Here is a 24,854-nt window from a genome sequence, read left to right on the forward strand (position 1 = left end):
GGCGGCGCCACGGGCAACCTGCCCGTTGGCGCCGCCCGGCATTTGCGCAGCGCGTTTGCCTTGGTATTCGGCGTCCGGACGAAGTGCTAGGATGGAGCGACACCGATGCCGGAGGCCAACGCATGACCCCCATCCTTTCCCCCGAAGCCATCGAGGCGCTGAAATGGATCGACCAGTTCGGTGAAAGCCGGCCGGTTCCCGCTGCGTTCGACGACGTCGTCTACGCGTTGCTGAACGAGGGGCTGATCTATCAGGCGGCGGCCGACCGGGTCGACCTGACTGCCGATGGCAAATCCTTTTTATCCGACGAATACGATTGAGCGCACGGCGCCGGCCGCGCGGGCGGCCTGGCGCCGCGTCGCCACGGAGCGTGCGATGGAACCGAGAGGCAGCGACCTCGGCGATTTCAGCGAGCCGTACCGCGGCTTCGAGATCGAGGTGAAGACCGAGCAGGTCTGGGACGGCGAGCATGCGCATTACCGCGTGCTGCAGGGCGATGCCGTGCGGATCGACTGGCGGCTCGTCAAGGTCGACGGGATGCTGCTGATCGAACGCCGCGTGATCGAGCGCGTGCTCGACGAGGCACGGCGGGCGGTCGATGCGGAGCTGGGTGAGGGGTAGCGTGCATGGCGCGGGCAGGCTTGCCCGGTGTTGCGGTAAAATGCCGGGTTGTTTCCGCGCCGCCTGGCCTGTTGCCCGAAATCCATGTCCGTACCGTCCTCGCTTCCTCCCCGCCGCGTATCCGTCGCGCCCATGCTCGACTGGACCGACCGTCATTGCCGTTCGTTCCACCGGACGCTGACGCGCGATACGTGGCTGTATACGGAGATGATCACGACGGGCGCGCTGCTGTTCGGCGATGCCCAGCGGCATCTTGCGTTCACGCCGAACGAATCGCCGGTCGCGCTGCAGTTGGGCGGTAGCGAGCGCGACGATCTCGCGCGCGCGGCGAAGCTCGGCGAGCAGTGGGGCTACGACGAAATCAACCTGAATTGCGGATGCCCGTCCGAGCGCGTGCAGCGCGGTGCGTTCGGCGCGTGCCTGATGAACGAGCCGCAGCTTGTCGCCGACGGCGTGAAGGCGATGCGCGATGCGGTGTCGGTGCCGGTCACGGTCAAGCACCGGATCGGTGTCGACGCGGTCGAGGACTACGCATTCGTGCGCGACTTCGTCGGCACGGTGGCCGAGGCTGGCTGCGAGACGTTCGTCGTGCATGCGCGCAATGCGATCCTGAAAGGATTGTCGCCGAAAGAGAATCGCGAGATCCCGCCGCTCAAGTACGACTACGCGTATCAGTTGAAGCGCGATTTTCCGTCGCTCGAGATCGTCATCAACGGTGGCATCACGACGCTCGACGAGGTTGCGCAGCATCTCGAGCATGTCGACGGCGTGATGCTCGGCCGCGAGGCGTATCACAACCCGTACGTGCTTGCGGAGGTCGATGCGCGTTTCTATGGATCGACCGCGGCGACGCCGACGCGCGAAGAGGCCGAGGCGAAGCTGCTCGAATACTGCGCGGCCGAACTGAAGCGCGGGACCTACCTCGGCGCGATCGTGCGGCACGCGCTTGGACTATATCGTGGCATGCCCGGCGCACGCGGCTGGCGTCGTGTGCTGTCCGACAACAAGAAGCTCGCACGCGGCGATCTGGCCGTGTTCGACGAGGCGCGCGCGCATCTGAACGAGGCCGAAGAAGTTTTTGCAAAAAAAGCTTTGCAAGATTCAAAAGTGTTCGTATAATCTTGTTCTTCGCTGCTGAAACACAAAAGCAGCGAAGAACAAAAAGCAGTAACAGTGGTGGCTGTAGCTCAGTTGGTAGAGTCCAGGATTGTGATTCCTGTCGTCGTGGGTTCGAGTCCCATCAGCCACCCCACCGAATGCATTAACAAAACAGGCGCTTAGGCGCCTGTTTTGCTTTGCGCGAGAGAATCTGGCGCAATAGCGTCGATTCGAGCCTCGCCATCTCCAGAGCGTTCTGCTCGCCATCCGTCCATTTCACGCACGTAGTCAGGAGCATCTCGATGTTGCGCTTGAGCCGTACCGCGCACAGCGGCGGGGGCATTCCGGCCAACGGGATCGCGTAGACGTGCTGCATGTTGTACGGACAGCGATCGCGTATTTCGAGCGGCTTCGAACGGTATCCGGAAACTGCATCGGAACACGCGCTCATCTTCCAGGCGCGTGCCGTACCTCGGGCCGTCGAAAATTTCGGTGTTGGAAATCCGAGCGAATAAACGCTGCTGCGCCAATGCGGCGAGAGGAGCGGGCGCTCAATTTTTCGATCGCGTTTCGCGCGCTCTATTGGCGGAGCAGCGTTCTACGGTAAATTGACGGGCCCCACAGGTTTTGAATCCGAGGCTTTTCGGGCAATCCATGCGGTGAAAGAGTAGGCCCGTGGCGCAGGCAATGGAGCGGTAAAAAGATACGGGGCCCAAGGTGATGGTTATGACGACTTTCAGGGTAGTGAGGGTGTCGTTTTATCTGCTCGCTGGAGTTGCACCGGCGATGCCCCTGCTGATCTTGTCGTGGTTTTTGTTTGTCTTCTCTTTGCTGGATTGGGCCGTGGATTGGCCTACAGCGTGGTCTTTCCTTTTCTCCAACGCAGGGAGCATCGGCTTGCTTCTCGCGACTTGCGTTTTGCCGCAAAAGGCACGCATCAAACACGTTGCGGGAGTCATCGTTCTCTTGATCTGCGGGAGCGTCGTCAGCTTGCCGTCGGCCATTGCCTCGGTGGATAAAATCATCGATAACCACCGAATCGGTTATCACCTGCACCCGGTGGATTTCGGTGATTATGCCCTCATCGCTTGCAACGTCGTGGTGATTGTCTATGTGCTGGAAGCATTTGTGGCACTGCTTGTGAGACGCTGGGCCAGGCATCGTCTGCGATAGGTTCTGATACCGCGTCCTCCTCGCAAAATCGTCGCGCTGTTTCCCTTTCTTGAGCAGGTGTCTCAGGTACTGAATCTGACGCAAGATGCTGCGTAAACCGTCGTCACCTACATCTGGTCGGCAGGTGCATGGCGGTCGAGTACGGCGCTACGACCATCTTCTCCGCCCGACGGGTGCAGTTCGATCCAGGCAGCATCGCGGCCGTTCGATGGCTTCGGCCTGTGGCCGCATCCGCTGATCTTCCTGCTTGACGTCTCAGGCCGTGCGCCGCGCTTGCCCTGTTCGCTGTGCCACGGATTGGGCTGTTTGCCTTTTGGTGTCCGGAAAGTTGCGTATATGGACGTAGTGAATGCGGCGAAAAAGCAAACCCGTCCTCACCGATCGACCGCGTTGCTCGCGATTCCCGCCTGAACCGTTCGCGTGTTCCGAAAAACCACCCACGACCACAAAGCGCCGCCGGCCACCTTGGCGACGAACTGCAATGCGGCGATCGTCGGAAACACTGCCCCGAACGCAATCAGCGGAAAGATGATGGAGTCGACAGCCGCACCCGCGACGTTCGCGCCGTTTGCGCGTGCCAGTATCGGAAAGCGACGTGCGAGTTGAAACACGACTGCGCTCGCCACGGCTGCCGAACCGAACGCCACCAGAGACGCGAGGGCGATTTCCTTGGCGGCGGGATTGAGCGCGTAACTGACGACGCCGGCGGCTGCGATCAACGCAAACATCCGTGACCAAAGTGCGCGGCCGCGCCAGTCCAGGTGGAGCCGGTCTCGAATCGCGAGATCGAGTCCGATCAGCAGGAACGCGATGATCGGTGTAGCAGCCGGTCCGAAATGAGCGACCATCAGGTTGGCGACAGCGACCGCTGCGATATAGATCAAGACGTACATGATTTCCCTGCAGTAAAGAGTGCGAGCTGCATCGATTCGGAGCCGAAGTTTGCCATATATGGCCGATCAACCGGACTGGCGCTTCGCTACTTGCGAGCCGCAGTCGAACTGCGAACGACTGACGGAAAGCCTGCGTTGGGAGCGACACGACATCGTCACCGTGTAGCCGGTTTTCGTCAAACCCACGTCGACGCGAGATTGTATGGCCGTATCCAGTCGACGTGATGGTGCGCAGTTTCCTCTCCCGACTAAGGTTCTCGCTTCCCGTGCCGTTATCTTCTCTGGACAGCCCTCGTGCCTCGAATGCTGATCCGTGTTCTTGCCTGCTCGCGTTCCGCGTGAGCAGGCTTTTTTCGTTTATGGCGGCCCGTTGCTGCCTGAATGGCGGAATAAGACAGGGACTTGGCAGGAACCGACAGAGCGCAACAGTCTTACGTTGGTGTAATGTAACGACTTCCTCGTGCCCTCATGCTTTGCAGGGCCGTTCGATCCCGACAACCCATGACGGCGTCGGGATTTTTTTTGCCTGCATCCCGTTGCTCCGGCAACGAGTTGCAGCGGTGCGCGAATCCGGCACGGCGTCCGGCAGGCAGGTGCTGACGCGCTCGCGTCAGACGTGAAGGACGCGAACGCCTGCGAACGTCACGAGCCAGTGTGCGGCGATGGCGCATGCACGGTGCGCGACGATGACGTGCGCGGGGCGACGCTGTGAAAACAGATAGGCGCCGAGCACCGCAAACAGGGCAGGTGGACCGAACATGTACGCGAACAGGTCGACGATGGTGTGCGTCGTTGCTGCGCAAGCATCTACGCCGCCACCGCAGGAACCGGCCGGCGGCACGCACAACCGATCGAACGCGACGCACAGGCGACTGTCGATCATGGCCCACGCGATCACGCTGATGACGCCCGCGATCGCAAATCCGATCGCTCCGAAGAGACGTCGCATCGTTTGATTTCTCCAGGGACCTGTTCCCGTCGTCCGGGGTCCGGCCGACACAGTATCGTTCGCACGTGGCGACGTTGAGCTTTGCATGCCGCCACACGCGGTATATTTTGCGGTCAGACATCCCGATCAAGAGAACCAGCGGAAGGAGTGACCACCGATGCCGGAAATCCAAGCCACGCTGCGTGCCGCGACAGCACAAGACGCAAACCACATCGCTCGCCTGCACACGCTGAGCTGGCAAACCGCATACAGCCATATCTTGCCGGCGGCCTACCTGTCCGACGAGGTGCCGACGGAACACGCGACCCGGTGGCGGCAATATCTCGGTCGCAATGAAAACGAGCGGGGCCTGGTGCTGGTCGCCGAGGCGGACGGCGAGCCCGTGGGCTTCGTCAGTGCCGAGCGCCCCGTCGATCCGGCGCTTGGCGTGCTACTCGACTGCCTGCATGTCCATCCATCGCATCACGGAAGCGGCACGGGCAAGCGCATGATCGAAGCCGTCCGCGCCTGGGCGCGAACGCTCGGCGTGGACAAGGTCCACCTGAAGGTGCTGGAGGGCAACGAACGCGCGATCGGTTTCTACGAGCACAACGGCTGGCAACTGGCGGGTATCGAAACGAGCCGCATCGGCCCGACGGACGTCACCGACCGGATCTATGCGATACGGGCCTAGCCGTTTGACGACGTTCGCGGGGACGGCCGCACGATGTGCGGCCATCTCCGCGCGAAAGTCGAACGTACTTCACCGTTACTCGCCGCAGTACCGCACGAGCAAATCGACTTCCGTCTCGTGCACCTCGACGGGCAGGGTCGTTGCGCCTGCATAGGCAAGATAGCGCGCGCGATGCTGGCCGTTTCGGAACGACGCGACGCCGATCTTCGACAGGCCGGGGATGCCGAGCAGCGTTCGTGTTCTCGTCTCGCGAAACGTGATGTACGGCATGTCCGGAATCCTGTCCTGTTCAGGATCGAGGAATTCGCGAATGCCCGCGGCTTTTCCCGGGGCCCAGTACAGAACAGACGGCAAGACGTAATCCGTCGTGTCCCGGTCGGCACATGCCAGCAGTTTCGCCAGGTCGATCGTCACAACCCGGTGTCGCGTATCGTCGGACGAGAATACCCGCTTGAGGTGCGTATACGCATACGGGGTGTGCCCGGGAAGCTGGACAATCCAGACTTCTACGCCATTTTGTTGTGCGCGGGCGAGTGCCATTATTTCCTCTGGTGTTGCAAGCGGTCGTCTTGGCCGGAGTTTAGCAGTGCGATTGCGACGGCGAAGCAGGGCAATACCCGGAACAGGAAAGCTGATCGAATCGCAGCAGAACCTGAACCGCGAGCGAAAGCGCAGAAGGGAATGGTGGGCAAATCGAGTGCGGTCATGTGTCGGCGATCGATATCGACAGGTCACGAGAATATCGCGATACTGCCGGCGGGAATGGCGTTCCGCACGAATTTCATCCAGGATTCACACTGTGTCGCGAAACCCGGCACGCGCGGATCATCACAAGCACAGGGAAGGCAGGTTGACCGGAGAAAACCATGTCGTCGAAACTTGAGATCGAGTATCTCGATTACTGTTTCACCGCGACGCTCGAAATCAGGGAGTCCGGTCGGACAAGCGTTGTCGATTGGCATCTCGAATCGGATTCGCGAAGCAAGACGCTTGCGTGGATCGTGTTCGACCGCTATCTCGAACGAAATGATTTCGCCGATGAAGAGGATGCGCGTGCCAATATCGTCGACTGGCTGGAGCGGCTGGCCGATCCGAGATTCGGTGCGTCGGCCGAGATGGCGAAGGCGAATGTGGTTGCTGCCGGGGCGGTGGCGGCAGGCGCATCGACCGCACCGACTACATCGACTGCCGAAATCGTGGGCGAAACCGTCATCGACATCGCCAGCGATCTCGACTGGATCGAGATGGTTGCGGAATGGCTTTTCAGCTGACCGTCACGATGACGAAACCCAGTTGTCATGACGCGAGTTCTCGTGTTTGCGTAACGATGTTTCGAAGAAGTCGGTGCGGAAAAATGAAGTGAGAATCGTGTCGTTCGGAAAAATAGAATAAACCTGCTTTGACAACACCCGCGACTTACCGGAAACTCGGCCCGGGCCTGAAAATTTCCGCTTGAATTAAAACAAAACAAAATTCCAGACATGAAAAGAAGAACGCTGCTGACGGCGGGCGCGATCATTGTCGCTGCCGGCCTGACAGGCTGCACTGCAATGCTGTTCGAAGACGGCAAATACGAAGAGACGGTCGACCGATTCCTTGTCAGCGAGGATGGCAAGAAATTCGTCGTGCTCGGCGAGAAATATCACTACATCTTTGATATGCCCGAGCATCTTGGTGCCGTGCTGGCGTCGCCATACCGCAAATCGATCAACGCGTCGCTTGATGGGTTCGTCGCGGAGGGCAGCAAGATCTCGGGCAAGTTCCGGCTCCAGCTCCGTCGCGCCGACATGACCGACGACGACTGGAACCGCGCGCTGGAGGACGGCTTCACGAAGCGCGGAAGCAGTGATCTGGAGATGAAGGGCGCGCTGGCCGGTTCGCGCTATCGGGCCGATGGTTTTGCGCAGGGCAAGACGTGGTCGTCGTTTGCGCATTCGTACAAGATCGACGTCACCGACCGCATCACGACGGCGGGCAAGGCCGTGCGCGTGCTCGCGACACCCGTCACGCTCGCGGCCGATGGCGTGATGATGGTCGGGGCGGTAGTGCTGACGCCCATCGCCGTTGTGATGATCGCGGGTATCGCGCTCCAGCCGTGATGCGATCCGCGCGGCCCGCGAGCGTACCGGTTGCCGCGGCATTGTCACCAAAGGGTGAGTTGCCGCACAGATCGTTGCGCGGCCCGCGCTCACAATCTGGCCGGTTGACCGTTCTTCCCCGGCCCGGTCAACCGTTTCCCCGCTCGCTCGCGCAGGAGCGGGGGCTTTTTGCCCGACCGACGCCGGAAGGCTGCGTCGGCGGAACCGGACAGGCGTTCGGCGGGCGGCGTAATCGCACCGGTTGCGCGCTCCGACATCCGTTCGCCTGATCCGCACGAATCGCTTTCCTCGTGCCTGAGCGAACCCTCAGGCCCATCGCCGGTTTCGGCCGGTGATGCCTTGGTCCCGGCGGCGGGCATCAATGCCGCCGGGATGTTTTTTGCGCCGGATGCGTTGCATCACGTAGTGCACAGCGGGTGGGTCAACCCGCTCAGCCCGCCTGTTCGACGCTGGTTTCCCACCCGCCGTATTCCCCTCCGAACGAACGTACCTCGCGATTGATCGCGACTGTATGGCGCGTGATGTCGGCCAGTGCCATGGTGCCTTCGTGCGAAAACCGCACGGCCGACTTGCCGTCCTCGGTGGGGGCGACCGATTCGACCGGATAGCCTTTCGCTTCGGCCCAGTCCGCGAACTGATGCGCATCGCTCTGGTCGGGGAAGTACGCCCAGTGCATCACGCGCCGGCTGACGTCGCTGGCGTCGCCTTGCTTCCGCAATTCATCCAGCACGCGCATGTCGCGCATGATCTGCCAGTCGTCGTCGGTCGGGTAGAGCGTCTGCCAGTACGCTTCCTTGTCCGGATCGTCCTGGTGCGCGTACTGCAGCGCGTAGGTCGTCTGATCGGCCAGCGCGTCGACGATCTCCGCCGTCGCCGCTTCGTCGAGCGGCACGTAGAAAAGGAAATCCCGATGGCCATCGACGGTGATGCGGCCAACCTGCACACCGCCTTTCGCGGTGATCGCGGCGTCCAGCAGATCCTCGATCTTCGCGAGGTCGGCGAATTCGTCGCCGCTCGGCAGGCCTTCCGGCGTCGGCTGCGCGAAGGGGACCCGCACGCTGAGCAGCGACGTGCGCGGATCGCCTTCGGCGATTTCCGCAAATTCGTGGTTGAAGCTGATGAAAGCCTGATGGTCGCCCATTCTGGCAGGGAAGGTTCCCCAGGCGTCGGTCATGTGTTTCTCCCGTACACGATTGTCTGTTGACGGTTGCAAAGCGTCCCAATGTATCATCGAAAATCGCGTTGGCTGGAGAAGCGCACATGATCGCGAGTCTGGGCATCCTGGTGCCGGTCGAAGACGATCGCTTTCGGGCGGTGGTGGATTTCTACAGTTTGGCGCTTGGGCTGCCGGTTGATTCCGAAGGTGTGTCGGCTGCGGGGAATCCGTGGCACCGCTTTGTCGTGGACGGGGCGACACTCACCGTTCACACGGGCAGCGGCGGCAAGTTTCCGTACCCGGAGTTTCGACCGACCGGCCATGGCATCGCGCTGGCGATCGAAGTGGCGCATGTGTCGGAAGCCGTCGCGCGGCTCGAGTCGTGTCGCGTCAGCATCCTGAACGAGTGGGACTACGGCGACGGCACGGTTGCGATTTCCGTGGCGGACCCGGCGGGAAACGTCTGCGAGATCTGGGGCCGCCCGTGACCGCGCATCGGTACGGCGGGCCGAAAAAAAATTCGAAGGAGATACCGATGTCGACGTTTGCGGTGAATGGTGTGCGAATCGATCCCCTCAGCGCGCGCGTGACGCATGTGCGCTGGGCGGCCGTGAATCCGTCCGACCGGTCGTGGGCAGCGACGCCGAGCGAGGCGCCGGTGGCGGACGTGGCGCGCGCGCTCGCGTCCGGCAACGATGTCCGCGCCATTTTTTCGGCATCGGACGACACCGCGATCGGGCCCAGGCTGAAACGCGTGCTGTATCGCGATGCGTCGGAAGGCATCGAGCTCGACATCGATGCAACGAGCGAGTCGCGCACGTTGCGCGATCTGCCGCAAATCTGACCGGCGCGGCATGCGCCGGTGCCAGCAGGTGCCGCCGCATGGATGGCGACACCTGGCCGAACGGCCACTCGCACGACGTCGATCGCGAGGAGTAGTATTGGACGACCGTCATGCCGAATTGCCGGTCGTGCCGAGCGGTTTGACGGGCCACGCGATCTTCGGCGAGCCGTTACCGGAAGCGAATATCGCAAACGCGTACGAGACCATGTCCAGATCGCTCATCGCCCCGTTGGCATCCGCACTTTGTCTGGCGCTGTCGGCTTGCCAGACCGCGACCGAGCCGCCTCCGCTGCCGTCGCCCGACACCGCGTCGGCCGCCGCAGCCGTTCCGGCATCGTCGCCGGCCGCGCCGATCCGTGGCATCGGCCTGGCGCCTCGTCTGGCAGGGCAGAGTCACTGGGCCACCGGTCAATGCACGACCAACGGCACCGTCAAGGTGTGCAACTGAACATGATCGATGCCGACAGAGCGCGGTATGTTCCGCGCGGGCGCAAGTGTGTTGCCGTGCGTCGATGCGTACCTGCCACGATCACGATCATTTCCCGTCGACAAGCCGGCCGTCTCGGCGCGTCGACAGGGTCTCGAACCTCGATGGCCCGGCTGCTTTCGATGTGAGCGATCGCGATGAACGACGAACGCGAAACCACCGATTCCGGCTGGCACGTCGATCCCGTCGCGGGAACGATCGCCGGACAGTTGCCGGTGACGCTGGCGGTCGACAGCCGGAGCCTGAAAAGAAGGGCGATCGCGTGCATGGTGCTGGCCGCGGCGAGCCTGTGCGGTTATGCGGCCGCCCCGGCGCTCTGGCCGGTGGCGGCGCTGGCCGGGTTGCTGGCGCTGGCGGGTGCCGCCTTCTACGTGTCGTCGCGACGCAGGATGGCGCTGCGTGTCGACGAGACGGGTTTCAGGTTGATCGGGGGCGTACGCGAACAGCCCGTCACGCCATGGCGTGACGTCACCGAATTCCGGATCATCAGCGTGGCCGGTAATCGATACATCGGCTACCAGTTCTCTGCGCATTCGTCGCGCACCAGGGTGCCGGGTGGCGTGATGCTGCCGATCTCCCGGTTTGCCGATCTTCCGCTCGATGCGGTGGCCGGATTGCTGGAGGCATGCCGCCGGCAGTTCGGCATGCCGGGCAACGAGGCCGACCGGACGGGCCGATGACGCCCGATGCGGCGAACCCGCGCATCCCGATACTCGAGAAAAAAATGTAGGGGGGCGTGTCGATTTCCGCCGGGGTCGTCCGTCGTAGCATCGGAGGCGTGCGCATCGTGCGTCCGTCCCGATTGCGATACGACAACCGACCGAAGGAGCGACACCCATGTCCACGTCCGTCAAACCGATCCCGGAAGGGATGCGCACACTGACGCCGCACCTGATCTGCGCCGGCGCAACAGCAGCCATCGACTTCTACAAGCGCGCGTTCAATGCGAGCGAACAGTTTCGCCTGGCGATGCCCGACGGCCGGCTCGCGCACGCGTGCCTCGTGATTGGCGATTCGACACTGATGCTGGTGGATGAAATGCCCGATCACGGCGCGCTCGGGCCGAAGGCCCTGAAAGGCACGCCGGTTTGCCTGCACCTGTACGTGCCGGACACCGATGCGGCGATCGCGAAGGCGGTCGCAGCGGGTGCGACGGTGACGATTCCGGCCGCAGACATGTTCTGGGGCGATCGCTACGGACAGGTCGAGGATCCGTTCGGGCATCGCTGGTCGCTCGCGACGCACCAGCGCGACCTGACGCCCGAGCAGATCGCGGCGGCAATGGCCAGCGCGCCGCCGTGCGGTAGCTGACGCAGTCGCGCAACCGCGGTTGATCGGAAGGGCGGCGGCATGCGCCCGCGCTCACGCGCCGGCCGTCTTGCCGCGCTGCTTGTCTTCGTACATCCGTTGATCGGCCGATGCGAGCAGGCCGGCCACGTCGTGATGGTGCGCGGGGTCGTAGTCGACGTGCCCGACGCTGAACCGGATCTCATAGCCGCGCGCGTCGGCCGTGTTGCGCAGCGCGAGCGCCTGCGTCACGCGTTCGACCGGCTCGGCAACGTCGGTTGGATCGGTGGCGCTCAGCAGCACGACGAACTCGTCGCCGCCAAGCCGTGCGATCACGTCGCTGTCGCGCAGCCCGCCCGTCAGCGTATCGGCAAACGCCTTGAGCGCGCGGTCGCCTTCGGCATGGCCGAAGCGGTCGTTGATCGACTTGAAATCGTTCAGGTCGAAAAACAGCAGCACCGCATGACGACCCAGGCGATCGCACAGGCTCAGCACGTGGCGGGCCAGGATCTCGAAGCCGCGCCGGTTCGTCAGCTGGGTGAGTTCGTCGGTGGTCGCGAAATGCAGCGCGGCGATCTCGCGCTCGGTCATGTGGGCGAGATCGCCGAGCAGCGCGAGTTCGTCCGGTTCGAGCGAGCGCGGCCGCGTGTCGATCAGGCACAGCGTACCGATGGGCGCGCCGTTCGGCGCCGCGAGCGGCCGGCCGGCGTAGAAGCGGATGCCGGGCGCGCCGGTGACGAGCGGATTGTCGTGGAAGCGATTGTCGTTCAGCGCATCCTGGATCACCATCGTATTGCCCGCGAGCAGCGCATGGGAGCAGAACGACACGTCGCGCGACGTTTGCGTGACTTCGAGCCCGGCATGGCTCTTGAACCACTGGCGATCGTCGTCGACGAGGCTGACGAGTGCGATCGGTACGTCGAACAGCCTGCGTGCAAGACGCGTCAGGCGATCGAAGCGCTCTTCGGGCGGCGTGTCGAGGATCGAGAGCGAATGAAGCGTATCGAGCCGGGCCGCCTCGTCGGCCGGTTTCGGTGCGATTTGCATGGGCCTTGCCTTTTGTCCCGGCTGCGAGGCCGGTCACGGAATCGTATGCCGGACAGTATCGCGCATTGTTCGGCGCATCGCCACGCCGGCAATCGGGTCAGGGGCGGATTCGGCTCGCCCCGGATCGATGCAGATGCGGTGAGAAGCGGGTGCCATGGGCCCGCGTTTCGCCCCGATGCGCAATCGGATGCGCGATGTCTCAAGGTGCCCGGCACAGTGCCGTAAACAGGGCGAGTCCAATCGTTCATCGCCTTTCATTGCACCATGGTTCGAATTCTGTACGCGGGCTATCTCGCGTTTGCGCTGTATCTTCTTTACCCGATGGTTCAGAACACGCTGGCATTTGGCGTTGTATGTGTGGGCAACGCGCTGCCTGGCGGCGCCAGCGGCATGTCGACGTCATCGGCAAGCGGCGTGGAGGGGCATGCGACTCGCTGCGCGCCGACTGTGCGGGCCGGTGCCGCGCAGGGCGGATAGCCGAAATCCATTGAGCAAGGCGGCGCGCTGGCCATTCGGCCGAATTGAACTTCGCGCCATGCTCGCTGATCATCTGCAACACGGCGAATCGAACACGGGGGAGCGCGGCGTGCGTCAGTAGCTGGAGCGGTACGGCGTGCCCTGATCGAAGCGGCTTTGCCAGTGCGTGAGATAGCGCGACGCGAGTTGCGGGTTGTTCCACACCACGACGACGTTCTCGGAATTGCGGCTGGCCGCTGACGCGCTGTAGTTGAACGAGCCCGTTTCGACGTGCTCGGCATCGATCACGAGGTACTTGTCGTGATGGATCGCATACGCGTCGATCGTGCGCGTCGGGATACCTGCGTTGACGAGCAGGTTCAACGCCTGCTTGCTGCTCTTTGCGCGATTGCCCTTGTCGTCGACGACCACCGCGACATTCACGCCGCGTCGCTTGGCGGCGAGCAGTGCGCGCGTGACGGGCGGCGACGTGAACGAATAGGCGGCGACGCGGATCGAGCTGCGCGCGGCGCCGATCGCTTTCAGCACGAGCGCTTCGGCACCGCCATCGGGCGAAAACGCCGATTCGACGACCTGTGTTGCGGGCGCTTCGTGAGTAGGGGCCGGCAGCCATCGCGACACCAAGTCGATCGCTTGCTGAAGCAGCGATTCACTTTGCGTCTTGCCGAAGGCGGCGAACGGTGTGGCGAGCAGGGAAGCAGCGAGACAGGCGGCGGCGAGGCGATTGCGCGACAACATCTTGGACAGCGAATAATTTCGAGACAGCGGGCCGTGAGTGTAACGCAGACGTGGCGGCCCGGTCACGTGCGGATGCAACGTGATGACGCATCGCAATGACCGGCGATGGCAGAGGCGGTGACACAAAGTTGCGTTGTGCGGGATCCGTGTGCGCGATCGGGTTGATCAGCGGATGGGGGCGATGGCAGCGCGCGAATGCGCGTGCGGTGGTGGCGGGATATCGGCGTGCAAGCCGTGCGCGAGTGCCGCCGGGCGGGCCCGATGAGGCCCGAGACAGCAGCGCGAGCGCAACGAACGATCCGTATGCGTCACGCGTTCGGGTATGCGCGAAGCGTCAATCCTCGGCCGCAGGTGTGCCGGCTGCCCCGGTTGCGATCCATCCGGGGCCACGCTCCGGCTGTACGTCGCGCGCGTCGAGCGGCTCGCCGCACGCCGAGCATACGGTGACCGCATGCATCAGATGGCCGCAGGTACGGTGACGCAACTGCACCGGTGGCCCCTGGCCGTCGTCTTTCCAGCGGTCTCCCCATGCCATCAGCGCGAGCAGGGTCGGGTAGAGGTCGATGCCCTTCTCCGTCAGCCGATATTCGAACCGCGGCGGACGCTCCTGATACGCGCGTTTGGCCAGCACGCCTTCGTCGACGAGCCGCGCGAGCCGCTCGGCCAGCACATGGCGCGTGAGGCCGAGCTGGGTCTGGAACGCGTCGAAGCGGCGGCAGCCGAGGAACGCGTTGCGGAGGATCAGCATGGTCCAGCGGTCGCCGAGCACGGCGAGCGTACGCGCGACCGAACAGTTCAGCGTGCCGATATCATCCCATTTCATCGTCGAGTCTCTTGCGGCGGTTCAGCGAAATAGCGGGCTCGATTATAGAACCCGCCTTCGATTGCATCGGGCCCGGCCACGTTGACAACGGCCGTCGTCGTTGTCAATAATAAGTTCCAATTTGGAACTTACTCGCGCGGCAACGCGCTTTCAACCCGGAGACAACCCGATGAACCCGCTTTCCCTGTCTGGTCTCGATTTGCTGCGCGCTGCGGTATCGGGCGATGCGCCGCTCGCGTCGATTTCCGAGACGATCCCGATGCGACCGCTCGACGTCGAGCTCGGTTATGTGAAATTTTCGGCGCGGGCGGACGGCCGGCACCTGAATCCGCTCGGCGGCGTGCACGGCGGGTTCGCGGCGACGGTGCTCGATTCGGTCACGGGGTGTGCGGTGCATTCGATGCTTGATGCGGGCATCGGCTACGGCACGGTCGATCTGCATGTGAAGATGCTGCGACCCGTGCCGCGCGACGTCGACCTGGTGGCGGAAGGACGCGTGATTCACCTGTCGCGTTCGCTGGGCGTTGCCGAGGGCACGCTGAAGACCCCGGACGACAAGATCGTCGCGCATGCGTCGGCGACCTGCTTCATCCAGCGGCCGCAATGAAGGCGGGGCGGCAGCACTATCGGTCGGGCCCGCGCATGCGCCTTCACGCCGGTACCGAAGGCCGCCTGTAAGCGGATGTGGCGCCTGACTGAAGCGGCCGCTTCAATGTGATACGTTCCTGCTTTCCACCGACGCGACAGGAACAGCATGGAATACCGCACACTTGGCGATTCGGGCATCGAGGTCAGCCTGATCGGCCTCGGCACGATGACGTGGGGCGAGCAGAATTCGGAGCGCGATGCGCACGAGCAGATCGACTACGCGATCGGGCAAGGCGTGACGCTGATCGATGCCGCGGAGATGTATCCGGTGCCGCCGAAGCCCGATACGCAAGGGCGCACCGAGCAGTACATCGGCACCTGGCTCGCGCAGCATCGCGCGCAGCGCGAGCGCATCGTGCTCGCGACGAAAATCGCGGGGCCGGCGCGGCAGCCGCACAATCCGCGCCATATTCGCGGCGAAGGCAACCAGTTCGACCGCAAGAACCTGACCGAAGCGCTCGACGGCAGCCTCAAGCGCTTGCAGACCGACTACGTCGACCTCTATCAGCTGCACTGGCCCGACCGCAGCACGACGACGTTCGGCCGTCCGGCCTATCCGTGGGTCGACGACACCTATACGGTGCCGATCGAGGAAACCCTCGGCGTGCTCGCGGAATTCGTGAAGGCCGGCAAGGTGCGCGCGATCGGCGTGTCGAACGAAACGCCCTGGGGTGTCGCACAGTTCCTGCGCGCGGCCGAGAAGCTCGGGCTGCCGCGCATCGCGAGCATCCAGAATCCGTACAGCCTGCTGAACCGTACGTTCGAGAACGGGCTGTCCGAATTCACGCATCGTGACGGCGTTGGCCTGCTCGCGTATTCGCCGCTCGCGTTCGGCTGGCTGTCCGGCAAGTACGAGAACGGTGCGCGTCCGGCCGGCGCGCGCATCACGTTGTTCGAGCGCTTCCAGCGCTACAGCAAGCCGCAGGCCGTCGAGGCGACGTCGCGCTATGTCGCGCTCGCGCGGCGTCACGGGTTGTCGCCCGCGCAGCTCGCGCTGGCGTTCGTCAACAGCCGGCCGTTCGTGCGCAGCAACCTGGTCGGTGCGACGTCGCTCGAGCAGTTGAAGGAGAACATCGGCAGCATCGACGTGAAGCTGTCCGACGAGATCCTCGCCGAGATCGACGCGTTGCACGAACTGCAGCCGAACCCCGCGCCGTAAACGGCGCGCGGCCCGCTCGGCGGCGATGCCGTGACGGGCCGCACCGGCGGCGCATCGCTGCGCCGTCATTTCTTCCGTTATCGCATCTTGAGCCGCGTGCGCGCGACGAACAGCGCGGCGAGGCTCAGCACCGCACAGCCCATCAGATAGAGCGCCGGTGACAGCCGGTTGCCGGTCGTGCTGATCAGCCAGGTGATCACGAACGGTGCAAAGCCGCCGAACAGCGTGACGCCCGTGTTGTAGCTGACCGCGAGCCCCGTTGCGCGCGTCTGCGACGGGAACAGTTCGGCCATCAGCGCCGGCAGCGCGCCGCAGTACATCGCCTTCAGCATGCCGATCCAGACCAGTGCGGCGAGCATCGTCGCGAACGATGCGTGACGAGTGAGCCACGCGAACGTCGGCCACACGGTGACAAGCATCAGCAGTGCCGCGACCGCCATCATGCGGATCCGCCCGGTGCTGTCGGACAGATGGCCGACGACCGGCGTGACGAGCGTCAGCACGAAGCCGGTCGCCAGCGTCGCGGCGAAGCCCGTCGACGCAGGCAGTCCGAGCTGCTTGATCGCGTAAGTCGGCATGTACAGGATCATGTAGTTGATCGCGGTCGAGATCACGAGCGCGCCGATCGACAACAGTACCCGCATCTTTTGTTCCGCGAACAGCTCGCGCACGGGCGCCTCGGAGCGCGCCTGTGTCTTGAACTCGACGCCTTCGTCGACGTAGCGGCGGATGTACAGCCCGACCGGGCCGATCGCGAGCCCGAACAGGAACGGCACGCGCCAGCCCCAGCTTTCGAGTTGCGCGGTGGTCAGCGTGGCCGTCAGCAGCGCGCCGAAGCCCGATGCGAGCAGCGTCGCGAGGCCCTGGCTCGCGAACTGCCAGCTCGACATGAAGCCGCGCCGCTGCGGCGCGTGTTCGACGAGGAACGCGGTCGAGCTCGCGAATTCGCCGCCGGCGGAAAAGCCCTGCATCAGCCGCGACAGCATGATCCCGAGCGGCGCGAGAATGCCGATCGATGCGTAGGTCGGCATCAGCGCGATCAGCAGCGTGCCGGCCATCATCATCGCGATCGACAGCAGCAGCGACGCCTTGCGGCCCGCGCGGTCCGCGTACGCGCCGAGCACGAAGCCGCCGATCGGCCGGATCAGGTAGGACAGCCCGAACGTGCCGAGCGTGAGCATCAGCGACGTCGCTTCGCTCGTCGCGGGGAAGAACAGCTTGGCGATCGTCACCGCGAAGAAGCCGTAGACGATCAGGTCGAACCATTCGAGCGCGTTGCCGATCGACGCCGCGAAGATGAGGCGCCGGATCTTCGCGGCGCTGGGGCGTGCGGCGTCCTGCGAGGTCAGGGTGGTCGTGTTCATCGTATGTGCAGGTCCCGTGAAAGGGGCGAAGCGCGTTACAGGGCGGCGCCGGCCGCGGCGGGTGCCGCGCGGCGAACGGGCGGCGCGTCGTCGCCGAGATCCCAGAAGAGGCCGGCCATCATCTGCAGCCCCTCGCTGACGACGCTCGCGAGCAGGTGCTCGTCGGGCGCGTGCTGCGAGCACGCCGGGTACGAGTGCGGCACCCACAGCGTCGGCAGCCCGAGCGTGTCGGCGAACACCTCGTTCGGCAGCGTGCCGCCGAGATTCGGCAGGATCGCCGGCTTCTTGCCGGTGGTGCGCGCCAGCGACGCGACGGCCCAGCTGACCCACGGATCGTCCGGCGGCACGCGCGTCGCCGGTGCGCCGCGTTCGACGTCGATCTCGATGTCGGCGAAGCCGTGCGCATCGAGGTGCGTGCGCAGATGTGCATGCAGCGCTTCCCAGTCGGTGCCGACGACGAAGCGCAACTGGCAGTGTGCGTACGCGACGGGCGGGATCGCATTGACGGGGTGCTCGGGATTGCCTGCCTTGAACGCGAGGATCTCGAACGTGTTCCAGCCGAACACGCGCTCGGGCGCGGTGAGGCCGGGCTCGCCCCAGTCGGCGTCGAGGGCCGGGTCGCCGGGGCCGCCGCCGACGGACAGATCCGCAAGTGCGTCGCGCACGGCGGCCGGGATCGGCGGCGGGCGCAGCCCTTCGACGCGAATCGCGCCGCGCGCGTCGACGAGGCTCGCGAGCGCATGCGCGAGCACGATCGCCGGGTTGCGCAGCAGCCCGCCCCAGTTGCCGGAGTGATGCGCGCCGTCGCGGGCGCGCAGGCTCAGCTTGAAGTTGACCGAGCCGCGCGAGCCGAGGAATACCGTGGGGCGCGCGGCGGCGATGCGCGGGCCGTCGGACGCGATCAGCACGTCGGCCGCGAGCGCATCGCGTTCCTGGCGGCACAGCGCGTCGAGGCCCGGCGACCCCGTTTCTTCACCCATCTCGATCAGCAGCTTCGCGTTGAAGCCGAGCCGGCCGCCGCGTGCGTCGAGCACGCTTGCCAACGCGGCCAGGTTGATGGTGTGCTGGCCCTTGTTGTCGGCGCTGCCGCGGCCGTACCAGCGGTCGCCGTCGGCGGTCAGCGTCCACGGCGACAGCGGCGCACGCCACTGCGCGTCGTAGCCGCGCACGACGTCGCCGTGGCCGTAGATCAGCACGGTCGGCAGTGCATCGTCTTCATGGCGCGACGCGAGCAGGAACGGTCCGCCGCCGTCGACGGGGTTGTCGGCGATCCGCGACGTGAAGCCGAGGCGGGCAGCCTCGGGTGCGATCTCGTCGATCAGGTACGCGCGCAGCGCGGCTTCGTTGCCGCTGTCCTGGCTTTCGGTGCGCAGGCCGACGCGGCGGCTCAGGGTCGTGAAGAACGCACCGGATTCGAACTGGTTCAGCGCGTGCTGGATGGCGGCGGTACGGCTCAAGTCGTGTCTCCTCTGACGGGGTCGCTACGCGCGCGGACCGCGCATGCAACGTGAAGTGCGATCGATTCTAGAAAGCCGTTTTTTTTGTCACAATGATCGAATTTCGAACCTTTCTTTGCCGAAAAGGCAAAGCAGCGCGGCCGGCAGCCGGGTGGAGACAGAACGATGGCGGCATTCCTGCATGGCCTGGCGTTGCGGTATTTCGTCGAAGTGGCGCGCACCGGCTCGATCAGCGATGCATCCGCGCGGCTGCACGTGGCCGTATCGGCGATCAGCCGCCAGATCGCGAAACTCGAGAGCGAACTCGGCGCACCGCTGTTCGAGCGCCGGCCGCGCGGGATGGCGCTGTCGGAGGCCGGCGAGCGGCTGCTGGCGTTCGCGCAGCGCAGCCTGCTGGAAGCCGAGCACGTGATGAAGGACATCGGCGGGCTCGACGCGCTGCACGGCAGCCTGTTGAAGATCGCATGCTCGGAAGGGTTCGCGATCGATTTCCTGCCCGGCACGCTCGCGCGCTTCAAGGCGCGCCATCCGGGTGTCGATTTCTCCGTGTGGGTCGTGTCGCCGGCGGAAGCGACGCGGCGCGTGCGTGACGGCGATGTGGACATCGCATTGAGCTTCAGCCTCGCGCCGGAGAAGGGGGTACGCGTCGAGCATACCGAGCGCGCGCCGATCTTCGCGCTGATGCGGCGCGACCATCCGCTCGCGACGCGTGAAGCGGTATCGCTCGCCGATGTCGCGCGTCACCCGCACGTGCTGCCTGAGGCCGGCACGACGGTGCGCCAGTTGATCGACATCGCGTGCGCACTCGACGGGCTGCTGCTCGAGCCCGAACTGACGAGCAACAACACGGCGGCGATGTACGGCTACGCGCGCCGCACGGGCGCGGTGATGTTCACGGGGCTGCTGTCGGTGCGCGACCGCTGCGACGCGGACGGCTTCGTCGTCGTGCCCGTGACGAACCCGCAGCTTCGCGAGCGCAGCATCCAGGTGCAGACGATGGCGGGGCGCGATCTGCCCGCGTCGGTTCGCGCGTTTCGCGACCATCTGATCGACGCGATGCAGGCCGCATCGCCACCGCCGGCCGCCGCGCGCGGCCCGAGGCGCCGGCCCGTGAGATAATCGCCAATCCGCCTTCCGCGCCCATGCGGCTCATCGAGCCGCATTGCCCCTGTTCGACGCCAAATTGAAGAACCTGATTGTCACCCTCGATCGCGCCGGCGAGTTCGACGAGATCATCGACGTGCGCACGCCGCTCGAGTTCGCCGAGGATCATATTCCCGGCGCGCTGAACGCGCCCGTGCTCAGCAACGAGGAGCGCGTGCTCGTCGGCACGATGTACCGCCAGGTGTCGCCGTACGAGGCGACGCGCGTCGGCGCGGCGATCGTCGCGCGCAACATCGCACGCCATCTCGACACGACGTTTGCCGACCGGCCGCGCAACTGGCGGCCGCTGATCTACTGCTGGCGCGGCGGCAAGCGTTCGGGCTCGATGACGACCTGGTTCAACCTGATCGGCTGGAAGGCGCGCCAACTCGACGGCGGCTACAAGGCGTACCGCCAGTCGGTGTGCGCGACGCTCGACTCGCTGCCGACGCGCTTTCGCTACATCGCGCTCGTCGGCCATACGGGCTGCGGCAAGACGCGCCTGCTGAACGCGCTGCACGACGTGGGCGCGCAGACGCTCGATCTCGAGGCGCTCGCGTGCCATCGCGGCTCGCTGCTCGGCGCGCTGCCGGGCAAGCCGCAGCCGGCGCAGAAGGGGTTCGATTCGGGGCTCGTCGAAAGCCTTGGACGTTTCGACCCCGAATGGCCGGTGTTCGTCGAGTCGGAAAGCCGCAGGATCGGGCTCGTGCAGTTGCCGATCGCGCTGATCGAAGCGTTTCACGCCGGGCCGTGGGTGCATGTCGACGCGGCGCACGACGAGCGGATTGCGTTCCTCCTCGAGGATTACGCGCACCTGTTCGACGAACCGGACGCGTTCAAGGCGCAGCTCCATCGGCTGATCGGCCTGCATAGCCGCGAACAGGTGACGCACTGGAAGGCGCTGATCGATGGCAACGCGCGGGCCGAACTGTTCACCGAGCTGATCGACAAGCATTACGATCCCGCCTACGCACGGACCTACCGCGCGGCGTACAACAAGCCGAACCGGGCGTTGACGTTCACGTTCCGACCCAACGCGGCCGACGTGCGTGAACAGGCGCGCACGCTGCTGGCCGAACTCGCGCAAACCGGGTTGCCCGCATCGGCCGCGCTTGCCGCAGGCGCGACGTCCGCAACCGACAAAAACCAATCGACGACCACACGATGACGACCACACGCTCCCAACCCAGTCCGGCCCTCGGCTGGATGACCTTCCTGCTGATCGCGGTCGCGGGACTGTTCTATGTGAAATGGTTCCCGTACTACAACAAGGCGTTCGTTGCCGCCGAGCACCATTCGATCGGCCAGTCGATCCTGATGGGCACGTCGGCGACCGCCCCCGAGCCGTCGCTGAAGGCCGCGCTCGACTACGCATGGGCGTACGGCAAGGCGATCTGGCAGGCGATGGTGCTCGGCCTGCTGCTCGGTTCGGCCGTGCAGGCGCTGCTGCCCGCGCACTGGGTCGCGCGTGTGCTCGGCCGCACCGGCTTCGGCAGCGTCGCCGCGGGCGGCCTGCTGTCGCTGCCCGGGATGATGTGCACGTGCTGCGCGGCGCCGGTCGTCGCGGGGCTGCGTGCGCGCCATGCATCGCCGGGCGGCGCGGTCGCGTTCTGGCTCGGCAACACGGTGCTGAATCCGGCCGCGCTGGTGTTCATGGGCTTCGTGCTCGGCTGGCACTGGAGTGCGTTGCGCCTCGTGCTCGGCATCGCGATGGTGTTCGGGATCGGCTATCTGCTGAACCGCATTGCGCGACCTGAAGACCGCAGCATCGACGATGCTCAGCTTGCCGCGCTGGCGGCCGAGCAGGCCGCGGCCGGCAATCCGTTCGTCCGCTGGGTGAAGCTGCTCGCGCGCATGGCCGTGCGGCTCGTGCCCGAATACATCGTGCTCGTGCTGCTGCTCGGCGCCGCGCGCGCATGGCTGTTCCCGCATATCGGCCCGGACATCGGCAATCATCTCGGCTGGATCGTCGCCTTCGCGGTCGCGGGCATGCTGTTCGTGATCCCGACGGCCGGCGAGGTGCCGATCATCCAGGCGATGCTGTCGCTCGGCATGGGCGTCGGCCCGGCCGCCGCGCTGCTGATGACGCTGCCGCCGATCAGCGTGCCGTCGCTCGCGATGCTCGCGCGTTCGTTCAAGCCGTACATGCTGGCGATCGTCGCGATCCTCGTGGTCGTGTTCGGGATCGCGAGCGGCCTGCTCGCGATCGCGCTCGGGTTCTGACGCGCGCAAGCGGTGCGCCGGCCGGGCGCAATCGTCATATTCATCCGGCGCCGCCGTTTCACGCGTGCGGCGCCATTTACAAGAAGCAAACAGGAAAACGCATGACCCAACCGAAGATCCATCCTCGACTCGAAAAGGCGCTGACGCGCGGCGATCTCGCGATCCGCCAGGCCAATTCCGCGCGGGCGACTGCCGTGCTGAACGCACTGGGCACGATGATCATCGAGGCCTCCGCGACGATCGGCGTCGAGGCCAGCATCGACATTCCGCAAGGTGAGCGTATTTACGATCCGGTCAACGGCCTGTGGCCGCAGAAGATGCTGGTGTCGTTCGACGGCCCGGTGGACGAAGCCGATGCGGACGAACTGCGCTCGGTCTACCTGGTTGCCGACGATCCGGGCACGCAGTTCCGCGTCGAATGGCATCGCGCGGACGGCAAGCTCGGCCGCCAGGAAGGGGGCCCGCTCGCGACCGTCGCGTTCCTGACCGACGTCGAGATCCCGTGGAGCGACGACGACGAATAAAGTCGTCGCATGAAGCCGGCGCCCGATGCGTCGGCCGTCAGCGCATCATCCGCCGCCGGAACAGCCACGCGGACAGCAGGAATCCGCCGACCGCGTAGCCGGCGAGTACCGCGACATGCAGCGCGACGTCGGTCGCCGGCCGACCGAGCATCGCGGGCCGGATCAACTCGACGGCATTCGCGAGCGGCAGCGCCTGCGCTGCGTACTGCGCGATCGGCGGCAGCTGCGTGGTCGGGAAGAACACGCCCGACAGCAGCAGCATCGGCGTCAGCACGAGCGTCTGATAAAACATGAAGAAATCGTAGGACGGCGCGAGCGCCGTGACGATCATCGCGATGCTCGCAAACGCGAGGCCTGCGAGCGCGATCACGGGCAGCGCCGCGAGCATCGACGGAAACTGCGCATAGCCGAGCGCCCCCGCGACGAGCATGATCGCGGCCCCCGACAGCATCGCCTTGCTGGCTCCCCAGACGATCTCGCCGAGCACGATGTCGCCGAGCGCAAGCGGCGTATGCATGATCGCTTCCCACGTGCGCTGCACGTGCATCCGCGAGAAACCCGAATACATCGACTCGAAGCTCGCGGACATCATCACGCTCGACCCGACCGTGCCGGCCGCGAGGAACGCGATATACGACACGCCGTCGACGTGGCCGAGCATCAGGCCGAGCCCGAACCCCAAGCCGAACAGATAGATCATCGGATCGGCAAGATTGCCGAACAGCGACGCGAGCGCGAGCTTGCGCCAGACGAGATAGTTGCGCCGCCAGACGGCGATCCAGTTGGTCGCGTTCGCGGGCATCGCGATCGCGAAGCGTGACACACGCGGCGGTGCCGACGGTGCGGTGGCGGAATAGTTGCGCACGTCCATGATCGATCAGTCCTGCATTTCGCGGCCCGTGAGCCGCAGGAACACATCTTCCAGATTGGCCGGGCGATGCAGATAGCGCAACCCCGCGCGACCCTTGAGTCGCGCGCTGAGCGGTTCCGGATCGCTCACGTAGCAGAACAGCGTCTCGCCGCTGATCTCGGTGTGTTTTGCGAACGCCGCCAGCTCGTCGCGCAGCGTGGCCGGATCGGGCCCGTAGATCTCGATCACGTCGCAGCCGATCTCCGATTGGATCAGCGCGTGCGGCGCGCCTTCGGCGATCTTGCGGCCTTCCTCGATCACGCACAGGCGGTCGCACAGGCGCTCGGCTTCTTCCATGAAGTGCGTGGTGATCAGGATCGTCTTGCCTCGAGCGAGCAGCGAGCGCAGCCGCTCCCACATGAGGTGACGCGCTTGCGGGTCGAGCCCCGTCGTCGGCTCGTCGAGCACCAGCACATCGGGATCGTTGACGAGCGCACGGGCGAGCGTGAGGCGGCGCTTCATGCCGCCCGACAGCTCGCCGACCTTCGCATCGGCCTTGTTCTCGAGCTTCGCGAATTCGAGCAGCGGCTTCACGAGCGCGCGCGCAGCCTGCGCCGACATGCCGAAATAGCGGCTGAAGACGAGCAGGTTCTCGCGCACGCTGAAGTCGGGGTCGAGATTGTCGAACTGCGGGACGACCCCGACGCGCTGGCGCGCATGTCGCGCACGCGATGGAACCGGTTCGCCGCAGAGCGAAATGGCGCCTGCATCGGGATGTGTGAGGCCGAGCAGCATTTTCAGCGTGGTGGTCTTGCCGGCGCCGTTGGGCCCGAGCAGGCCGTAGCATTCGCCGGCCTGTACGGTGAAGGACAGGCCGTTGACGACGAGCTTGTCGCCAAAGCGCTTTTCGACGTTCCGGAAATCGATCGGTGCAACGGACATGGGCATGTTGTCGTTGTAAGCGGGCGCGGAAGCGTTCCGCTGCCGGATGCGTAGCCGGCTGGCGAACCGATCGGACGATTGCGTGTCACACGGGCATGACCGAAGCGCACGACGCCGGCGCCTGCTGGCCCGCTGGAGTACGAACGGGCCATTCTAGTGCATCGGCTGCGTCTCTTCAG

30 protein-coding genes and 1 tRNA gene are annotated in these 24,854 nt (G+C 65.1%); 19 read left to right on the forward strand and 12 right to left on the reverse strand.

The genetic code is table 11. The features are described 5' to 3' along the window. Nucleotides 1–122: 122 nt before the first annotated feature. From ACPTTF_RS08120 to ACPTTF_RS08135, 4 genes are all read left to right on the forward strand, one after another. Nucleotides 123–320, forward strand: a complete 198-nt coding sequence (locus tag ACPTTF_RS08120; protein ID WP_027787628.1) for a hypothetical protein — start codon at nucleotides 123–125, stop codon at nucleotides 318–320. Nucleotides 321–375: 55 nt separating this feature from the next. Then, nucleotides 376–621, forward strand: a complete 246-nt coding sequence (locus ACPTTF_RS08125) for a hypothetical protein (protein ID WP_166964172.1) — start codon at nucleotides 376–378, stop codon at nucleotides 619–621. Between the two features lie 132 nt (nucleotides 622–753). Further along, nucleotides 754–1,740: a tRNA dihydrouridine(20/20a) synthase DusA gene (gene dusA / locus ACPTTF_RS08130; protein WP_423371855.1), complete on the forward strand. Its 987-nt coding sequence runs from the start codon at nucleotides 754–756 to the stop codon at nucleotides 1,738–1,740. Nucleotides 1,741–1,797: 57 nt separating this feature from the next. Further along, nucleotides 1,798–1,873: transfer RNA gene (locus ACPTTF_RS08135), tRNA-His, on the forward strand. Between the two features lie 9 nt (nucleotides 1,874–1,882). On the opposite strand, the gene ACPTTF_RS08140 is transcribed toward ACPTTF_RS08135, so the two are convergent. Then, nucleotides 1,883–2,170: a hypothetical protein gene (locus ACPTTF_RS08140; RefSeq protein ID WP_423370835.1), complete on the reverse strand. Its 288-nt coding sequence runs from the start codon at nucleotides 2,168–2,170 to the stop codon at nucleotides 1,883–1,885. A 335-nt stretch (nucleotides 2,171–2,505) separates the two neighbouring features. Between ACPTTF_RS08140 and ACPTTF_RS08145 the strand changes: the two genes are divergently transcribed. Beyond that, nucleotides 2,506–2,892, forward strand: coding sequence for a hypothetical protein (locus ACPTTF_RS08145; protein WP_423370836.1), 387 nt, complete (start codon nucleotides 2,506–2,508; stop codon nucleotides 2,890–2,892). A gap of 374 nt (nucleotides 2,893–3,266) precedes the next feature. Here ACPTTF_RS08145 and ACPTTF_RS08150 read toward each other — a convergent pair whose 3' ends face one another. Beyond that, a complete protein-coding gene (locus ACPTTF_RS08150) occupies nucleotides 3,267–3,785 on the reverse strand; it encodes a VUT family protein (RefSeq protein WP_166964175.1) in 519 nt (172 codons plus the stop codon). Nucleotides 3,786–4,395: 610 nt separating this feature from the next. Further along, the gene (locus tag ACPTTF_RS08155) at nucleotides 4,396–4,734 is read right to left on the reverse strand and encodes a hypothetical protein (protein ID WP_423370837.1); all 339 of its coding nucleotides are present in this window, start codon (nucleotides 4,732–4,734) and stop codon (nucleotides 4,396–4,398) included. Nucleotides 4,735–4,891: 157 nt separating this feature from the next. On the opposite strand from ACPTTF_RS08155, the gene ACPTTF_RS08160 reads away from it, so the two are divergent. After that, nucleotides 4,892–5,407 (forward strand): GNAT family N-acetyltransferase, encoded by a 516-nt coding sequence (locus ACPTTF_RS08160; RefSeq protein WP_423370838.1) that lies wholly within the window; start codon nucleotides 4,892–4,894, stop codon nucleotides 5,405–5,407. Nucleotides 5,408–5,482: 75 nt separating this feature from the next. Here ACPTTF_RS08160 and ACPTTF_RS08165 read toward each other — a convergent pair whose 3' ends face one another. Then, nucleotides 5,483–5,947, reverse strand: a complete 465-nt coding sequence (locus ACPTTF_RS08165) for a plasmid fertility inhibition factor family protein (protein WP_423370839.1) — start codon at nucleotides 5,945–5,947, stop codon at nucleotides 5,483–5,485. Nucleotides 5,948–6,273: 326 nt separating this feature from the next. Here ACPTTF_RS08165 and ACPTTF_RS08170 point away from each other — a divergent pair, with 326 nt between their 5' ends. Both ACPTTF_RS08170 and ACPTTF_RS08175 read left to right on the forward strand, forming a co-directional pair. Beyond that, nucleotides 6,274–6,678, forward strand: a complete 405-nt coding sequence (locus ACPTTF_RS08170) for a hypothetical protein (RefSeq protein WP_423370840.1) — start codon at nucleotides 6,274–6,276, stop codon at nucleotides 6,676–6,678. A 279-nt stretch (nucleotides 6,679–6,957) separates the two neighbouring features. Further along, the gene (locus tag ACPTTF_RS08175; protein ID WP_423370841.1) at nucleotides 6,958–7,506 is read left to right on the forward strand and encodes a hypothetical protein; all 549 of its coding nucleotides are present in this window, start codon (nucleotides 6,958–6,960) and stop codon (nucleotides 7,504–7,506) included. A 430-nt stretch (nucleotides 7,507–7,936) separates the two neighbouring features. Here ACPTTF_RS08175 and ACPTTF_RS08180 read toward each other — a convergent pair whose 3' ends face one another. Beyond that, nucleotides 7,937–8,680 (reverse strand): DUF695 domain-containing protein, encoded by a 744-nt coding sequence (locus ACPTTF_RS08180; RefSeq protein WP_166964180.1) that lies wholly within the window; start codon nucleotides 8,678–8,680, stop codon nucleotides 7,937–7,939. Nucleotides 8,681–8,766: 86 nt separating this feature from the next. Between ACPTTF_RS08180 and ACPTTF_RS08185 the strand changes: the two genes are divergently transcribed. From ACPTTF_RS08185 to ACPTTF_RS08205, 5 genes are all read left to right on the forward strand, one after another. Further along, on the forward strand, nucleotides 8,767–9,150 hold the full coding sequence (locus tag ACPTTF_RS08185; protein WP_423370842.1) for a VOC family protein: 384 nt from the start codon (nucleotides 8,767–8,769) through the stop codon (nucleotides 9,148–9,150). A gap of 47 nt (nucleotides 9,151–9,197) precedes the next feature. Beyond that, a complete protein-coding gene (locus tag ACPTTF_RS08190; protein WP_423370843.1) occupies nucleotides 9,198–9,506 on the forward strand; it encodes a phosphatidylserine/phosphatidylglycerophosphate/cardiolipin synthase in 309 nt (102 codons plus the stop codon). Between the two features lie 205 nt (nucleotides 9,507–9,711). Further along, on the forward strand, nucleotides 9,712–9,954 hold the full coding sequence (locus tag ACPTTF_RS08195) for a hypothetical protein (RefSeq protein WP_423371856.1): 243 nt from the start codon (nucleotides 9,712–9,714) through the stop codon (nucleotides 9,952–9,954). A 176-nt stretch (nucleotides 9,955–10,130) separates the two neighbouring features. Then, a complete protein-coding gene (locus tag ACPTTF_RS08200; RefSeq protein ID WP_166964184.1) occupies nucleotides 10,131–10,673 on the forward strand; it encodes an aspartyl-tRNA synthetase in 543 nt (180 codons plus the stop codon). A gap of 157 nt (nucleotides 10,674–10,830) precedes the next feature. After that, nucleotides 10,831–11,304, forward strand: coding sequence for a VOC family protein (locus ACPTTF_RS08205; protein WP_423370844.1), 474 nt, complete (start codon nucleotides 10,831–10,833; stop codon nucleotides 11,302–11,304). A gap of 51 nt (nucleotides 11,305–11,355) precedes the next feature. Here the strand turns inward: ACPTTF_RS08205 and ACPTTF_RS08210 are convergent, their stop codons facing one another. The 3 genes from ACPTTF_RS08210 to ACPTTF_RS08220 form a co-directional block, all read right to left on the reverse strand. Continuing rightward, nucleotides 11,356–12,327: a diguanylate cyclase domain-containing protein gene (locus ACPTTF_RS08210; RefSeq protein ID WP_423370845.1), complete on the reverse strand. Its 972-nt coding sequence runs from the start codon at nucleotides 12,325–12,327 to the stop codon at nucleotides 11,356–11,358. 591 nt (nucleotides 12,328–12,918) lie between these two features. Continuing rightward, nucleotides 12,919–13,542, reverse strand: coding sequence for a phospholipase D family protein (locus ACPTTF_RS08215; protein ID WP_034201824.1), 624 nt, complete (start codon nucleotides 13,540–13,542; stop codon nucleotides 12,919–12,921). Between the two features lie 334 nt (nucleotides 13,543–13,876). Beyond that, complete coding sequence (locus ACPTTF_RS08220) at nucleotides 13,877–14,365, reverse strand: winged helix-turn-helix transcriptional regulator (RefSeq protein WP_423370846.1); 489 nt, start codon at nucleotides 14,363–14,365, stop codon at nucleotides 13,877–13,879. Nucleotides 14,366–14,534: 169 nt separating this feature from the next. On the opposite strand from ACPTTF_RS08220, the gene ACPTTF_RS08225 reads away from it, so the two are divergent. Next, complete coding sequence (locus ACPTTF_RS08225) at nucleotides 14,535–14,972, forward strand: PaaI family thioesterase (RefSeq protein WP_059234414.1); 438 nt, start codon at nucleotides 14,535–14,537, stop codon at nucleotides 14,970–14,972. A gap of 147 nt (nucleotides 14,973–15,119) precedes the next feature. Then, entirely contained in the window at nucleotides 15,120–16,172 is a 1,053-nt protein-coding gene (locus ACPTTF_RS08230; protein WP_085038954.1) for an NADP(H)-dependent aldo-keto reductase, read from the forward strand. Nucleotides 16,173–16,249: 77 nt separating this feature from the next. Here the strand turns inward: ACPTTF_RS08230 and ACPTTF_RS08235 are convergent, their stop codons facing one another. Both ACPTTF_RS08235 and ACPTTF_RS08240 read right to left on the reverse strand, forming a co-directional pair. Next, nucleotides 16,250–17,536 carry an MFS transporter gene (locus ACPTTF_RS08235; protein ID WP_423370847.1) on the reverse strand — a complete coding sequence of 429 codons (1,287 nt, stop codon included), beginning with the start codon at nucleotides 17,534–17,536 and terminating at the stop codon, nucleotides 16,250–16,252. Between the two features lie 35 nt (nucleotides 17,537–17,571). Beyond that, nucleotides 17,572–18,993, reverse strand: a complete 1,422-nt coding sequence (locus tag ACPTTF_RS08240) for a M20 family metallopeptidase (RefSeq protein ID WP_423370848.1) — start codon at nucleotides 18,991–18,993, stop codon at nucleotides 17,572–17,574. Nucleotides 18,994–19,158: 165 nt separating this feature from the next. Between ACPTTF_RS08240 and ACPTTF_RS08245 the strand changes: the two genes are divergently transcribed. The 4 genes from ACPTTF_RS08245 to ACPTTF_RS08260 all read left to right on the forward strand — a co-directional run bounded on the left by ACPTTF_RS08245 (nucleotide 19,159) and on the right by ACPTTF_RS08260 (nucleotide 22,883). Further along, nucleotides 19,159–20,112 carry a LysR family transcriptional regulator gene (locus ACPTTF_RS08245; RefSeq protein ID WP_166964196.1) on the forward strand — a complete coding sequence of 318 codons (954 nt, stop codon included), beginning with the start codon at nucleotides 19,159–19,161 and terminating at the stop codon, nucleotides 20,110–20,112. Between the two features lie 64 nt (nucleotides 20,113–20,176). Further along, on the forward strand, nucleotides 20,177–21,304 hold the full coding sequence (gene mnmH, locus ACPTTF_RS08250; protein ID WP_423370849.1) for a tRNA 2-selenouridine(34) synthase MnmH: 1,128 nt from the start codon (nucleotides 20,177–20,179) through the stop codon (nucleotides 21,302–21,304). Further along, a complete protein-coding gene (locus ACPTTF_RS08255; RefSeq protein ID WP_423370850.1) occupies nucleotides 21,301–22,359 on the forward strand; it encodes a permease in 1,059 nt (352 codons plus the stop codon). The genes mnmH and ACPTTF_RS08255 overlap by 4 nt, the downstream gene beginning before the upstream one ends. A 101-nt stretch (nucleotides 22,360–22,460) precedes the next feature. Beyond that, the gene (locus ACPTTF_RS08260; protein WP_166964201.1) at nucleotides 22,461–22,883 is read left to right on the forward strand and encodes a hypothetical protein; all 423 of its coding nucleotides are present in this window, start codon (nucleotides 22,461–22,463) and stop codon (nucleotides 22,881–22,883) included. Between the two features lie 37 nt (nucleotides 22,884–22,920). Here the strand turns inward: ACPTTF_RS08260 and ACPTTF_RS08265 are convergent, their stop codons facing one another. Then, nucleotides 22,921–23,754 (reverse strand): ABC transporter permease, encoded by an 834-nt coding sequence (locus ACPTTF_RS08265; protein WP_166964203.1) that lies wholly within the window; start codon nucleotides 23,752–23,754, stop codon nucleotides 22,921–22,923. A gap of 6 nt (nucleotides 23,755–23,760) precedes the next feature. Then, nucleotides 23,761–24,675, reverse strand: coding sequence for a nodulation factor ABC transporter ATP-binding protein NodI (nodI, locus tag ACPTTF_RS08270; RefSeq protein WP_423370851.1), 915 nt, complete (start codon nucleotides 24,673–24,675; stop codon nucleotides 23,761–23,763). Nucleotides 24,676–24,854 lie beyond the last annotated feature (179 nt).

This window comes from Burkholderia crassaminum (assembly GCF_964265005.1).
Lineage (GTDB): Bacteria > Pseudomonadota > Gammaproteobacteria > Burkholderiales > Burkholderiaceae > Burkholderia.